The organism is Brevibacillus schisleri (genome assembly GCF_055685845.1).
The window spans coordinates 360,012-373,920 of the sequence record NZ_JBVNDM010000001.1; the positions used below are offsets into that span (position 1 = coordinate 360,012).

General features: G+C 46.0%; 14 protein-coding genes. 8 read left to right on the forward strand and 6 right to left on the reverse strand.

Going from position 1 to position 13,909, the window contains the following annotated elements:
- Positions 1–42: 42 nt before the first annotated feature.
- Complete coding sequence (locus ACUUHJ_RS01990; protein WP_472298138.1) at positions 43–624, reverse strand: TetR/AcrR family transcriptional regulator; 582 nt, start codon at positions 622–624, stop codon at positions 43–45.
- 251 nt (positions 625–875) lie between these two features.
- On the opposite strand from ACUUHJ_RS01990, the gene ACUUHJ_RS01995 reads away from it, so the two are divergent.
- The 3 genes from ACUUHJ_RS01995 (at position 876) to ACUUHJ_RS02005 (ending at position 4,208) form a co-directional block, all read left to right on the forward strand.
- Positions 876–2,084, forward strand: a complete 1,209-nt coding sequence (locus ACUUHJ_RS01995; RefSeq protein WP_472298139.1) for an MFS transporter — start codon at positions 876–878, stop codon at positions 2,082–2,084.
- Positions 2,085–2,182: 98 nt separating this feature from the next.
- The gene (locus tag ACUUHJ_RS02000) at positions 2,183–3,253 is read left to right on the forward strand and encodes an LLM class flavin-dependent oxidoreductase (RefSeq protein WP_472298140.1); all 1,071 of its coding nucleotides are present in this window, start codon (positions 2,183–2,185) and stop codon (positions 3,251–3,253) included.
- A 13-nt stretch (positions 3,254–3,266) separates the two neighbouring features.
- Positions 3,267–4,208, forward strand: coding sequence for an alpha/beta hydrolase (locus ACUUHJ_RS02005; protein WP_472298141.1), 942 nt, complete (start codon positions 3,267–3,269; stop codon positions 4,206–4,208).
- A gap of 96 nt (positions 4,209–4,304) precedes the next feature.
- Here ACUUHJ_RS02005 and ACUUHJ_RS02010 read toward each other — a convergent pair whose 3' ends face one another.
- On the reverse strand, positions 4,305–4,649 hold the full coding sequence (locus ACUUHJ_RS02010) for a carboxymuconolactone decarboxylase family protein (RefSeq protein ID WP_472298142.1): 345 nt from the start codon (positions 4,647–4,649) through the stop codon (positions 4,305–4,307).
- 384 nt (positions 4,650–5,033) lie between these two features.
- Here ACUUHJ_RS02010 and ACUUHJ_RS02015 point away from each other — a divergent pair, with 384 nt between their 5' ends.
- Together ACUUHJ_RS02015 and ACUUHJ_RS02020 are read left to right on the forward strand one after the other, a co-directional pair.
- Entirely contained in the window at positions 5,034–6,413 is a 1,380-nt protein-coding gene (locus ACUUHJ_RS02015) for an amino acid permease (protein WP_289675728.1), read from the forward strand.
- Between the two features lie 189 nt (positions 6,414–6,602).
- On the forward strand, positions 6,603–7,127 hold the full coding sequence (locus ACUUHJ_RS02020; protein WP_472298143.1) for a DUF420 domain-containing protein: 525 nt from the start codon (positions 6,603–6,605) through the stop codon (positions 7,125–7,127).
- Positions 7,128–7,216: 89 nt separating this feature from the next.
- Here ACUUHJ_RS02020 and ACUUHJ_RS02025 read toward each other — a convergent pair whose 3' ends face one another.
- The gene (locus ACUUHJ_RS02025; RefSeq protein WP_472298144.1) at positions 7,217–7,534 is read right to left on the reverse strand and encodes a hypothetical protein; all 318 of its coding nucleotides are present in this window, start codon (positions 7,532–7,534) and stop codon (positions 7,217–7,219) included.
- 142 nt (positions 7,535–7,676) lie between these two features.
- On the reverse strand, positions 7,677–8,558 hold the full coding sequence (gene mphJ / locus ACUUHJ_RS02030) for a macrolide 2'-phosphotransferase MphJ (protein ID WP_472301126.1): 882 nt from the start codon (positions 8,556–8,558) through the stop codon (positions 7,677–7,679).
- A 149-nt stretch (positions 8,559–8,707) separates the two neighbouring features.
- Here mphJ and ACUUHJ_RS02035 point away from each other — a divergent pair, with 149 nt between their 5' ends.
- The gene (locus ACUUHJ_RS02035; protein WP_472301128.1) at positions 8,708–9,472 is read left to right on the forward strand and encodes an exodeoxyribonuclease III; all 765 of its coding nucleotides are present in this window, start codon (positions 8,708–8,710) and stop codon (positions 9,470–9,472) included.
- 133 nt (positions 9,473–9,605) lie between these two features.
- Here ACUUHJ_RS02035 and ACUUHJ_RS02040 read toward each other — a convergent pair whose 3' ends face one another.
- A complete protein-coding gene (locus ACUUHJ_RS02040) occupies positions 9,606–10,157 on the reverse strand; it encodes a dihydrofolate reductase family protein (RefSeq protein WP_472298145.1) in 552 nt (183 codons plus the stop codon).
- 119 nt (positions 10,158–10,276) lie between these two features.
- Between ACUUHJ_RS02040 and ACUUHJ_RS02045 the strand changes: the two genes are divergently transcribed.
- Complete coding sequence (locus ACUUHJ_RS02045; RefSeq protein ID WP_472298146.1) at positions 10,277–11,878, forward strand: HEAT repeat domain-containing protein; 1,602 nt, start codon at positions 10,277–10,279, stop codon at positions 11,876–11,878.
- 42 nt (positions 11,879–11,920) lie between these two features.
- Here the strand turns inward: ACUUHJ_RS02045 and ACUUHJ_RS02050 are convergent, their stop codons facing one another.
- The gene (locus ACUUHJ_RS02050; protein WP_472298147.1) at positions 11,921–12,931 is read right to left on the reverse strand and encodes an alpha/beta fold hydrolase; all 1,011 of its coding nucleotides are present in this window, start codon (positions 12,929–12,931) and stop codon (positions 11,921–11,923) included.
- 93 nt (positions 12,932–13,024) lie between these two features.
- Between ACUUHJ_RS02050 and ACUUHJ_RS02055 the strand changes: the two genes are divergently transcribed.
- Positions 13,025–13,828, forward strand: coding sequence for a MerR family transcriptional regulator (locus tag ACUUHJ_RS02055; RefSeq protein ID WP_472298148.1), 804 nt, complete (start codon positions 13,025–13,027; stop codon positions 13,826–13,828).
- The last annotated feature ends 81 nt before the right edge of the window (positions 13,829–13,909 follow it).

The following is a 13,909-nucleotide window of genomic DNA, read 5'->3' on the forward strand; positions in this document are numbered from 1 at the left end:
AACAGATGTTGGTCTTTTTTTTGTCCAAGCTGGTCCTAATGCTTACGTAAGTAACGTAAGCGTAACCTCTATCGAATTATCAACAAATGATCGATTTGGACGAGATTTCAAGATTACGGTCAGTCCAATTAGCGATACGATAAGTGCTTGGGCGGTAGCTTTTGCGTCTATACTCGAATCGAGTTCACCTGATTGGATACCACGCTCAATCGTTTCTTGAAAAATGACAGAGAGGTACATTTGGTGTTCCCTTGTCAAAATCTCAAATTTCTCATCATGAGGGGCTAGCTCGACCATGGTATTAATGCAAAAGCATCCTCGGCTGAGACCTTCCGTATATTCCTCGTCGGCCACCTCTTTGAAAAAATGGCGAAATGCCTCTTTTACGGATGGCGTGTTTTGAAGCTTCGTTCGTATCTCCGAAGCACGAGACATCGTGTATCTGCGTAGTGCGGCTTCGAACAATTCTTTTTTGTCACCAAAGGTTGAGTAAATACTGGGGCGCTGGATGCCCATTCGGGAAGTTAAATCACTTAATGAGGTAGCTTCATACCCCTTCTCCCAAAAAAGCTGCATAGCTGCATCTAGTACTTTTTCTTCGTCAAATTCGCGTGTTCTTGCCATAAAGAGTTCCTTTCATTACTCATGAATTCAAATCTATGTAACGGCCAATAAAGCTTTTTGTACTGAGTGGTATTTTATATTTTATTGATTTTTATCTGCATTGTCAATTTCAGGTTCGTTTATTCGAACCTAAAAAGAATGGTGTTGACAGAAAAAGAAATGTTGGGATATATTTACTGGGCACAATAACGTACTGATCGGTATGTTATTGTGGATTAAACCAAAAATGAAAGGAGGTAAGGTGAAGTCAGATGGAGGAAGTTATTGAAAAAGTAACGGCCAATTCGCCCATGCCTCGCTATGTAACACTATTGTTTGCCGTTGCTTGCGGGATGTCAGTTGCGAATATCTATTTCGCGCAGCCACTACTTGATCATTTGTCGAGTGAGTTCAGAATTGACTATTCCATCATTGGGATTCTGATCACCCTTACTCAAATCTTTTATGCGGTAGGACTGTTGTTGCTTGTCCCGCTTGGCGATTTATGGAACCAACGTCGCTTGATTATCGGTCAGATGTTTTTATCTGTGGTAGCGCTGATTATCGTAGGGACTGCTTCCACCAGCACGGTACTATTCGCAGGTATAGCAGCGGTCGGATTGCTTGCTGTTGTGACGCAGACGATTGTTGCATTCGCGGCGACCATGGCTGCTCCTGCTGAGCGAGGTCGAGTGGTTGGAGTAGTTACAAGTGGAATCGTCATTGGCATACTTCTAGCCCGAACCATTGCGGGAGTTTTAACAGATCTTGCGGGGTGGCGTTCCGTATATCTGGTCTCTGCTGCATTTCTATTGTTACTGGTTTGCGTGTTATTTCGGGTATTGCCAAATAGGGAACGGGAGGTAAAGCCACTATCCTATCTCCAGTTGCTTGGATCGGTACTGATGTTGTTCGCCCAAGAACGGCTATTACGTATTCGCTCTGTTCTGGCGATGCTGATTTTTGCTGCGTTTAGCATTTTGTGGACGCCATTGGTACTGCCTCTGAGTGCGCCGCCATTATCTTTGTCGCATACAGCAATCGGGGCGTTTGGTCTCGTGGGAGTTGCCGGAGCGCTAGCGGCAGCAAGGGCAGGGAAGCTTGCAGATCGGGGTTACGGCCAGAGGACGACGGGCTTTGCTTTGAGCCTATTGCTACTATCGTGGCTGTTAATCAGCTATCTAGAACAGTCGTTATTTGCCTTGGCGATCGGTATCGTTTTGCTTGATTTAGCGGTACAGGCGGTGCATGTTACGAATCAAAGTATGATCTTCACCTTGGGTGCAGAGGCGCGGAGTCGACTCACGGCGGGGTATATGGTTTTCTATTCGATCGGCTCCTCTGCTGGCTCCATTACCTCGACCTATACATATGCGCATTTTGGTTGGGAGGGAGTTTGCTTGCTCGGAGCCTCCGTTAGTGGGTTGGCTCTGGTGTATTGGGCAGTGACCAGACACGTTTCGGCTAACCCAGGGAAATAGAGCTACTGAAATACTTCAAAATGAAGATATATCAAATGAAACTATTATACTTCCAGAGCTGTTGACTGATACAAGTTTTGCAAAAGGAGAGATGGTCTGTGGAAATTGGTATTACTTCGTTTGTGGAAACGACGCCGGATGTTCAGACTGGTGAGGTGATGAGCCATGCACAGAGATTACGTGAGGTTGTCGAGGAAATCGTCCTCGCTGATCGGGTTGGGCTTGATGTATTTGGCATAGGTGAACATCATCGCAAGGATTATGCTGCTTCTTCTCCAGCCATGGTGCTGGCTGCGGCTGCGCCACTGACAAAAAGGATTCGGCTGACCAGTGCAGTGACAGTGCTTTCTTCGGCTGATCCAGTGCGTGTTTTCCAAGATTTTGCTACACTCGATGGCATTTCGAATGGACGGGCAGAGATTATGGCCGGACGCGGTTCCTTTATCGAATCTTTTCCCCTGTTCGGCTATGACTTGAATGACTATGATGAGCTGTTTGAAGAACATTTGGAACTGCTCTTGAAAATACAGGCGTCCGAAAAGGTAACCTGGAGGGGCGGTCACCGACCAGCTATTCAGAATTTGGGCGTGTATCCACGGCCCGTTCAGAATCCTTTACCCATATGGATTGGCAGCGGAGGCAATCAGGAATCTGTTGTTCGTGCGGGTCTGCTGGGATTGCCACTAATGCTGGCGATCATTGGTGGAAGTCCGCGACAGTTTGCACCGCTTGTGCAGCTTTACAAAAAGGTGGCCATGCACGCTGGTCATGACGTATCGCGATTAACAGTTGGTTCCCATTCACTGGGATTTGTTGCAGAAGATACGGAACTGGCGGCAGATACATTCTTTCCTTCTACCCAGGCAGGAATGAATAAAATCGGAAGGGAGCGGGGCTGGGCGCATTATAACCGTGCTACCTTCGATGCCGCACGCAGCTTGGAGGGGGCATTGTATGTAGGTGATCCGGAGACGGTAGCTCAAAAGATCTTCCACCTTCGCAAACAGGTAGGCATGACGCGCTTTATGATGTATGTACCGATATCTACGATGCCGCATGAACAGGTAATGAGAGCCATTGAGCTACTAGGGACGGAGGTAGCGCCTCGGGTGCGAGAGGAAATAATCAAGTGGGAAGCAGAGACAGAGCAAGAATCAACATTTGCTTAATGGAGGGATTCACGTGGACTTTCATCGTCGAGTACTGCCAGAATTAAGGCAAACATTAGCACAATTCCCTGGTTTTCAACTGGAAGAAAATTTGGAGTCGAGCAGGTCCATGCTGAAAAATCCGCCTATTGTGAAGTCGGTGCACGTACGTACCACAAGTCGAATGATTCCGGGCGCAGCAGGAGAGATGCTAGCGAAAATATACGAGCCCGTCCAGCGAACAGGCAGTAAGCTTCCGGCTATGCTGTGGATTCACGGAGGAGGCTATGTAATGGGGCACCCCGATATGGATGACGCTCTATGCGAACGCTTTGTACAAGCGGCTAATTGTATTGTCGTATCGGTCGATTATCGTCTGGCCCCCGAGCATCCTTATCCTGCTGCCATCCATGACTGTTACGCTGGTTTAACGTGGATGACAGACGAAGCTGAGTCACTCGGCATCGATGTGGATCGGGTTGCGATTGCTGGTGCAAGTGGGGGAGGGGGGCTGACCGCAGCACTTGCTTTAATGGCTCGCGATAAAGGCGGGCCAGCCCTTATCTTCCAGATGCCGTTGTATCCAATGATCGATAACCGTAATCGTACAGCGTCGAGCTACGAAATCGAGGCTGAGAATGCAACTTGGAACCGGACGAATAATTTGGCTGCGTGGCGCATGTACCTGGGCGAAGATGCCGACGACAGTCAGGTATCCGCATATGCGGTGCCGTCGAGAGCAGAAAGCTTGGCGGGGCTACCGCCGACGTATACGTGCGTAGGACAGCTTGATCTGTTCCGAGATGAGACGATCGAATATGTGACGCGCCTTGCACAAGCGGGCGTAGACGTAGAATTTCATCTGTATCCCGGATGCTACCACTGCTTTGAAGTGTTTGTCCCCGAAGCGGAAGTGAGCCAGAGAGCCAGCCAAAGCTATATAGATGCGATGGCAAGAGCGCTTCATCCTAAATAATCGAGGAGGTTAAAAAGCACAACAATCGTTCGAGAGAGATCTCGGCGATTGTTGTGCTTTTGTAAACGCAGTGGTACAGGAATTTTCGGCATCTTCTCATTGAATCGTTCCCTGTTTGTCCTCCATCACATCGTTGATTAATATGACGCCATGCGAAAGGGTGGTTCCGCCGCCGAATGCTCCAGCTACTGCTACTGTTTCAGCAATTTCTTTTTTGGAAACTCCGTCGTTGAGAGCTGCTTCCAAATGATAAACAATGCAGTGCTCATTTCCGGAGTAAAGGGAGATAGCCAGTGCCTGTAAGTGCTTATGCTTGGATGACAATTCACCGGACGAAAAGCATTGGCTGGTGAATTCATTATATGCTCGCAAGGCCTCTGGCATCAGCTGTCCAAAAGCTTGCAGTCCCTCTCGATACTGTTCGGCCCAATAGTGCTCCATGGTTCCATTTCCTCCTATTTTGAAATCGCTGATAGTATTTCTTTGCTGGGAAATTTTCATACTGCTTATCCTTATATAAGTAGAAACACATTCAGAATTAATTGATTTGCTATGTATTTTTCTCCTGGTTGAATGCAAGCATGTTTGATTATCAAGTATTTTCCTTGTAAATATAATTGTAGATATTATAAAAACATATTAAAATATATGAAGTAATCTACCAATATAGTGTAAGGCAAGAGAGGTGAATAATCTTACTAACTAGTAGGAATGCTTGATAAGAAGTGAAGAGATATGTAAGGGGCAGTTTTTCAATCAATAAAACGAGAATGACTAGAAGCTATCCGAAATACCGCCAACAGCAGAGAGGAAGAGGAAGCTTACGTGGGAAACAAGGAACTGAAGAGAGGCTTGGAAGCCCGTCATATTCAAATGATTGCTTTAGGCGGTACGATTGGTGTTGGGCTATTTATGGGGTCTGCCAGCACGATCAAATGGACAGGACCATCCGTCATGCTAGCTTATGCAATTGTAGGAATTTTTATTTTTTTCATCATGCGTGCAATGGGTGAAATGTTGTATTTGGAACCGAGTACTGGTTCATTCGCAACCTTTGGGCATAAGTATATTCACCCGTTAGCAGGTTATATAACGGCTTGGAGTAACTGGTTCCAGTGGGTCGTTGTCGGGATGGCGGAAATCATTGCTGTCGGGACGTATATGAAGTACTGGTTCCCAGATTTGCCTGCTTGGATACCTGGTATTATTGCCATGGTGATACTCGGTATAGCGAACCTGGTTTCTGTGAAGTCATTTGGTGAATTTGAGTTTTGGTTCGCCATGATCAAGATTGTAACGATCGTTTTGATGATTTTTGCAGGGATTGGTTTGATTTTCTTTGGTATTGGAAATGGTGGAAACGCAATCGGCTTATCGAATCTGTGGGAAAATGGCGGGTTCTTTACAGGCGGTTGGACAGGCTTTTTCTTTGCCCTTTCCTTGGTGATTGGGGCGTATCAAGGTGTCGAGCTCATCGGGATTACAGCAGGGGAAGCAAAAGACCCGAAAAAAACATTAAGAAGTGCGATTCAAAATATCATTTGGCGCATTTTGATTTTCTATATTGGTGCGATTTTTGTTATTGTAACCGTTTACCCTTGGGATCAATTGCAGGCAATCGGTAGTCCTTTCGTTGTTACCTTTGCGAAAATTGGTATTACCGCAGCGGCAGGTCTCATTAACTTTGTCGTGATCACTGCTGCCATGTCTGGCTGTAATAGCGGGATTTATAGTGCAGGGCGTATGCTGTATACCTTAGGTGTAAATGGCCAAGCGCCGAGAGTTTTTACCAAACTATCTTCGAATGGTGTGCCGCTGTTAGGTACGATTGGTGTTCTGATCGGCCTCGGTATTGGGGTTATCTTAAGCTATATTGCCCCAGAAAATCTCTTCGTGTACGTGTACAGTGCAAGTTTGCTACCTGGTATGGTTCCATGGTTTGTCATTTTGATCAGTCAAATCAGATTCCGAAAAGCAAAGGGTGCTGAAATGGACAACCATCCATTCAAAATGCCTTTTGCCCCAGTGTCCAACTATTTGACCATTGCTTTTCTCATCATGGTACTCATCGGGATGTGGATCAATGATGAGACACGCGTCTCCCTGATTGCCGGGATTGTCTTCTTGGCGATTGTGGTCATTAGCTTCTTTACACTCGGAATAAACAAGGCAGTACCGCTGGACGAGCAATCAAACAAGAAATAACGAAAGGGGGCCAACATTTGTTGGTCCTCTTTTTTGTTCATCAAATCGCCTTTGTACGGCAAACCTACTTCGTTTATCATTAGGATGACTGGACTGGTTAACCGTTTGCGGCAGCCAATGTCCGGGCTCGTCAATGGGTAGACTAAAGCGGGATACTCATTCATGATCTGAGAAAAAAGGAGCATAAGAATGAAACAACGCAACTATACACCGATTATCGTTATTCTCACCATAGCGATTAACACGCTTGTCGCCATCTTGTACTTCATGCCGAAAAACAATGATTTCGGCCATCTCGACCTGACGTTTCTGCCGTTTTTTAATGCGGTCATGAACAGTTTTACCTTTATATTTTTGATTGCTGCGCTTGTTTCCATCGTGAAGTTCAAAAACATAAAGATGCACCGAGGATATATATTTGCAGCCTTCTCTACAACAGCTCTCTTCCTGGTTTCGTATGTGATCTACCACGGAATGGCACCTAGCACTTCCTACGGGGGAGAGGGAATTCTTCGTCCGATTTATTACTTCATCTTGATTACACATATTCTGTTGTCGGCAATCATCGTTCCATTTGCGCTGATTACGACAGCACGCGGACTCAACATGAAGGTGGAAAAACATAAAAAAATCGCCCGCTGGACGATGCCGATGTGGCTGTATGTCAGTGCGACGGGTGTCATTGTTTACCTTATGATTTCTCCGTACTATTAAGCAAAAAAAGAGCATTAGCTGCTGAAGCTAACGCTCTTTTTTTATAGTCGATGCCTTGTTACGGTTCCCCTCTTAAATAGCATACAGGGTTACCAATCCCAGCGGCTTTGTTTGATTCCGAGATTTACGGCGAGTAAGGAAGCAATCGGTTGCTTGATGGGGGCAAGTGAATTTGCCGTGCAGCTCGATTCTGGCTGATAATTTAATTCCTGCGCTTTTTGAATATCGGCTTCGGCTAGATTGTTCGTTTTGCTGGCTTGCTCATAACAGGGGGGTGAAATATACCTCTTGTTCGTGTGCTCCAATATGACTCGTGTATCGGGTGAGGGTTCTGCCTCAACAGGAATGGTAAGCACGCCTGCAACTACGGCTACAGCACCAATGCCAATAAGAAGTCCGCGTTTCATCCTATTCACTCCATCTATTTAGTAAAGGATTGTCCAAATGAGCCGATTCATTGTAACACCTTACTTCCAAGTGGGAAATGGCTCCATGTAGCTATTTACATAAAAAACCACCGCCTCCAATATGGGACGGTGGTTGGTTTATCTAGGAAGTGATTTCTATGCCGTTTTCGTCGACACCCAGAGCTTGTCGTGCCATGATCTTGAACTCTTCCAGCCCTGATTTCAATGCGAAGGTGGCAAGAGTGACGGGATACGCAGCCGTCATTTCGACGATATGCTCATGCATACGCGACCATACACGGCCTCCTGCCTTCTCATACCGTTGGATGAAATCGGCCAAGCCAGTATCTCCGAACAACAGGTAAACGACCGTGAAATCAATAGCAGGGTCAGAAACTTCTGCCTCTGTCCAATCCAGGAGCCCTGTTACCTTGCCGTTTTCAGCAACCAGGATATGCCCCGGATGGAGGTCACCATGCACAAGTGCAGAGTGAGCAGGCCAGAATGTTTCATCTGCAAGCCATTTTTGCCATCGATCCCATAGCGCCCCAGAAACGCCAAAGACGCGTTTGATTTCATTCATCTTTTCTCGAAGGCTTGCTCGTGCATGGCGAGGCTGCTTGACGCGGATACCAGCATCTCGAGCGAGATCATGATGAATACTGTGTAATTCCACCAATGCTTCCGCCCACGTTTGGATGCACAGTTCAGGTAGGGATTCGGGATTCAAATACCAGTCATAATTTTTGGTTTCCATATTGATCGTCGCCAGCGGTGTGCCACCCAGAATCGGATAAGCGATGAATTCAGAGGTGTGAACCTGCCAATCCGGTACTTCGACTCGCAGATGTTTGGCAACGAGATCTAGCACCCTTTTCTCATAACGGGCTGTCTCCACGACATCGTCCCGGCGCGGTTGGCGCAATACCCATGGAACACCATCTATCGTATTTGCAAATATCGCAAGAAAATCCAAGCCGGATTCATTCACTTTCACGGTAGTGGGGTCTACGTTTTTGAAAATGGTTGAGCCTACATGGGGGCTTGTCGATTTTAACGAAGTCTCATGAATGCGATGCCTATTGCAATGTCCATCATCGTAACCTCCTATAATTGAAAACAAAGTTAGTGTACCATGGAATCTAACGAATAGCGACGAGGAGATTAGCGATGATGAAATTGATTTCTTGGAATGTAAATGGACTTCGCGCATGCGTGAACAAGGGTTTTTACGAGTACTTTAAGGAAGCGAATGCCGATATATTTTGCTTGCAGGAAACGAAGCTGCAAGAAGGTCAAATCGAGATGGAGATCGGCGAGGCGTATCATCAATATTGGAACTACGCAGAGAAAAAGGGTTATTCCGGAACGGCTGTTTTTACAAAAATGGAACCATTATCTGTACGTTACGGCTTGGAAGAAGATCATGAGCCTGAGGGACGAGTCATTACGTTGGAGTTCCAGGATTTCTACTTGGTCACTGTATACACGCCGAATGCGAAGCGTGATTTGTCGAGATTGGATTATCGGCTGGAATGGGAGGATCGGTTTCGGAACTACTTATTGCAGCTGGATGGGAAGAAGCCCGTGGTGGTTTGTGGGGATCTGAATGTCGCCCATCAAGAGATTGATTTGAAAAATGCGAAGTCCAATCGCGGTAATTCCGGGTTTACTCCTGAAGAGCGTGAGAAGATGACAAGCTTGCTGGCAGGCGGGTTTGTGGATACCTATCGATATTTTTATCCGGATCAAACAGATGCCTATACGTGGTGGTCTTTCATGCCGAAAGTAAGAGAACGGAATATCGGGTGGCGTATTGATTATTTTCTCGCGTCTGAGAGATTGGCTCCGTCGTTGCTCGGGGCGGGAATTGACTCACAGGTGATGGGAAGCGATCATTGTCCGGTCGTGTTGGAGCTGGGGACCATCCTGAAATAGCAAAACTGGCAGCAGAAGTTCCAGTTCGTGAGCTACAGGACGTAACGTAATCAAAATCTGTTAAGATTACGCTGTAATTTCTCAAAAGAAACGGGGCCGAATAATGCGGTCCCGTTTCTCTTAGTAAGCAAGATTAAATATAAATAATGTTGTAAGTAGGCTTCGTAACGCCGTTCGCGTACTGTTTCATGTCAACTAACTCGAGTTTGAGACGTGGCTTCGTACTTCCAAATAGCGGGACACCTTCACCGACCATCACCGGATTCACTTTCAGCACTAATTGATCAATCAGTTGATGTGCCAGTAACGCTCCCGCCAATTCACCGCCCCCACATAGCCATAGCTTGCCGTTTTCTTGCTGTTTGAGATTCTTGATAAATTCGATGGCATCGCCTTTGACCAGCTCGACTTCTGCATTGGATTCAAACTGCATGGAGTTTGAGAAAATATAATGCTTGATTCCCTTATAGCCTGGTTCGCCTGGCTTGGCACCAAATTTGAACCCAAACTCGTAGGTTTTGGCGCCCATTAGCACAGCAACATATTCCTGAATTTCAGATAAAAAGTCCGGTACATGTTCTCCCTCAAATAAAAAGAGTGTGCTGTCGATATTTCCGTCCATCATGGCTTGATCGGCAATGAAATTGTCTAACGATACGGCAACATGATAAATTAATGAGGCCATTTGGAAATCCCTCCTTTTTTCTCCACTTCATTTTATGTGAAACGATTTAGGGCTTGCATGCATTTTATTTGAGACTTATTTGATACAGTCTGATTCATTAGATAAAGAGGAGGATCGACATGAAACAATTGACGCCGAAAGAACAAGGGCTTCTTGAAGAATTGTATAGATCGGACGAAAGAAAAGTAGAAATTCTCCACTCATTAGGCAAGATGGGCAGCATGATCACTCTGACCTTTTTATTACCATTTGCCTTGGAAAAAGAAGAAGAAGTACGAAAAGCAGCGCTTGCGGCTGTCCATCAAATAGCCTCACGCCTGCGTAAACAAGATTTCATTGGCTTGGATCAATACATACGGAGATTGACCCCTTATTCAAATAGTAACCAGTTGGCAGCGTGGCATGAATTGTTGCCGGAGGATATCCGGAACTTTTCGATAAACGATGAGGCAGACCTTAGCTTCATCGGAATTTGCAGCTTTCATCGAAATGGATATGTAAGGGAAGCAGCAATTGAAGTGTTGTTAAAACAGGTTACGGGTGCGGAGATTCCCTTTTTGTTAATCCGCTTGAATGATTGGCAGCCCAAAATTCGTTATCTGGCGTTTAAGGCGTGTAAGGTGAGATTCCGTCCCAATTATGTAAAACACTTTCTCGAATCGATTTTCTTGTTGAAGCATTTGTCCGCATACTATAACCGTGAAAAGTTCTCCGATTTCATAGAGGAGATCGACGCAATGTTTCGTCATCCAGATAATCGGGACGTGTTACGAAGTGGTTTTCACTCAAAAGACCCGGTTGTTCGGCGATTTTGCTTTGATTTGGCACTCAACCTACATGATATCGATCCAGATGAGGTCATTGCAGCGGCTTTGATTCAGAAGGATGCCATGATCAGGCTCCAGACGGTTAGGCATATGTGCAAACAGGACGACAATGAGCGTCTGGGAAAATGGCTGGATCGAATCCGGCATGACGTTTTCCCTTCGATTCGCCAACTGGCCCTACAAGCTTATGTGGATCGCTTTCCTGAGGAATCGACCGACGCGTTGCTTGTGGCTCTGCTGGATGGACATAAATCTATCCGCGAAATGGCCCGATTTTATTTGAGGGACAAGAAGATCGATTTCGTTGCCTTCTATCGGGAAAAATTGGTAGATTCCGAGGAGCAGGTGATACTCATAGCGATTGTGGGAGTAGGGGAAACGGGTGTGAAAGCAGATGATCAATGGATTCTCCCGTTTTTGCGCCATGAAAATGAACGAATACAAAGAGCAGCCGTGAAGGCACTCGCTATGCTGAATCCAGATGATCACATCGAAGTTTTTATCCGCGCGCTACAAACCAATAAACGAAGCGCATCCCGTGAAGCAAGACAAATACTAGCGGATCGAGTGGAGCTTCGTCATACGGATATGCTATGGGAGATGCTTGAAAAAGATGTGGGCCTTCATGTGAAGAAAAACATTCTCTTCTTATTTTCGAAGATGAATAAGGCTGACAGTATTTCATTATTATTACGGGCATGTGCTGTGCAGGAAAAAGAAATACGCGATGATGCAATCCTGCATGTCGAGCATTGGCTGTATGGATATAATAGAAGGTTCTACTTGCGATTAAAGGATGAACAGTGTGAAAAGATTAGCCATACTCTTGAAGCAGTTCGAAAGTTTCTGCCGGAAGATATAGCTGAATCCGTCGAGTCACTCTTGGAAAAATGATAAGGAGGGGCACCATTATAGGTGTCCCTCTACTTCGTATTTTCAGTTCGTTCCCAACAGTTCTTTTAACGTGTTATCAATAAAAGCGGTATCGACTGGATTAAGTCCAAACCCAGCCAAGTGACCCCAGATTGATTCAATCGGCTTAAAGGTAGCGTTAGGGATGTGCTTCGTCTCATATTCACTGTCTTCTGGCGTGAAATACAAATCAGTCCGTACAGGCATCACAACCGTTTGTGCCTGGATGCTTCGTAACGCTGTCTCAAAGTCTCCCTTGTACTTATCATTTTGGCTAATGTCGGCATGCTGCCACGTCCACATCATCGCCAGCAAGTCATTTGCATCCGAAGGAACAAAGCTCTCCTCCCAAAATCCCGAGATAAATTCGGAAAGTGTCTCATAGCCCAAAGCTTTATAGCATTCCTCTCGGTAAAATGGCTGTGAAAACCCCCAACTCGCATAAACGCGACCCAAGGTACGTAAGCCCACCTCGGGAGACGCAGTATACTGCCCGCTATTCCAAGCTACATCGGTCTGCAATGCTGCTCGGATACCTTCGATCAAGACGATGTTATGCGGCCATGTTTTTGCGGTTCCGGCAAAAGGGGCCAATCTTTCGACCATATCTGGGTAGCTCGCCGCCCACTGAAAAGCCTGGATGGCCCCCATCGACCAGCCAGTGGCCAGCGCAACTTTTTTGATGCCAAACCTCTCTGTAATGAGTCGATGCTGAAGTGCGACATTATCGTAGATCGTAACATGTGGAAAATGGGACTGATCATACGGGCTTGCCGTGTTGCTCGGGGAGGACGATAGCCCGTTGCCGAGCATGTTGGGAATGATGATAAAATATTGATTCGGGTTCAAAGCCTTATCTTCCCCGATAAGCCATTCGTTTTGGTAATGCTGGTCTCCAAACGATGTAGGAAATATAATGACGTTATCCTTGGCTGCGTTTAGCGTGCCGTACGTTTTGTAAGCAATAAATGCATGCGGTAGTGTCACTCCTGACTGCAAGCGAACATCTCCCAAGTGAAAAATGTCGTAATCCATTTCGCATTGCTCCTTTTCTAAGCATGATTTTTTTCAACTATAAACCTTCCCGTACAGGGGAAAGTCAAGGGGACGATAGAGTGGGGTTTTTCCATGTTTAAGATCAGTGAATTCTCCCGATTGAGCAGAGTGTCCCTAAAAACGCTTCGTTTCTATGACCAAATTGGCATTTTAAAGCCAGCGGATATCGACAAAGAGACTGGCTATCGGTTTTATACAGCAGAGCAATTGGTTATGCTCAATCGAATCCTCATGTACAAGGACTTGGGATTTACGTTGCAACAAATTCAGCAATTGCTGCATGAAGAGATGTCGATAGACCAACTACAAGGCATATTCAGGCAAAAAGAAAGGGAAATGGAACAGCTACTTGAGGCGGAGAAAGCACGATTGAATCGAATCAAGGAGCGTCTGTTGTCGATCGAGCAAAAGGGGTACATAGAACAAGAGGTTGTCTTTAAACAAGTCGAAGCCGAAAAAGTTGTTTCGTTCCGTTCAGAAGGGACGGTGGAAGAGATTCCGATGCTTTTTGATCGGCTGGCTCATTATGCAGGCAAGCAGCAGAGAGGGATGCTTTCCCCCATCGTTTTATGGAAGGAGTCGGAGAGAGACGAGGCGGCATTCGAATTGGAGATCGGCTATGTACTCAAACAGGACATTGCCTTGCCATCCGACATGCTGGAAATACGTATGCTGCCAGAGGAGCCGATGATGGCCACCCTGGTCCAACGTGTAGAGCCATTCGTTCCTTCTACGGCCTGTATTGACTTGGCAAAATGGATAGAGCGCAATCAATACCGGATCAAAAAAGATCAGCCAGGCAGAGAAAACTATCTGCAATCCCCGGATGGGGGCGATACTTATGTAGAAGTACAAATTCCCATAGAATCCCCATGAAGAAGGCCAGTACCTGTATAGACGACGAGGTACTGGCTTTTTGCTTGTGTTCATTTGACGCTGATGGAAGGCAGGTAGTAC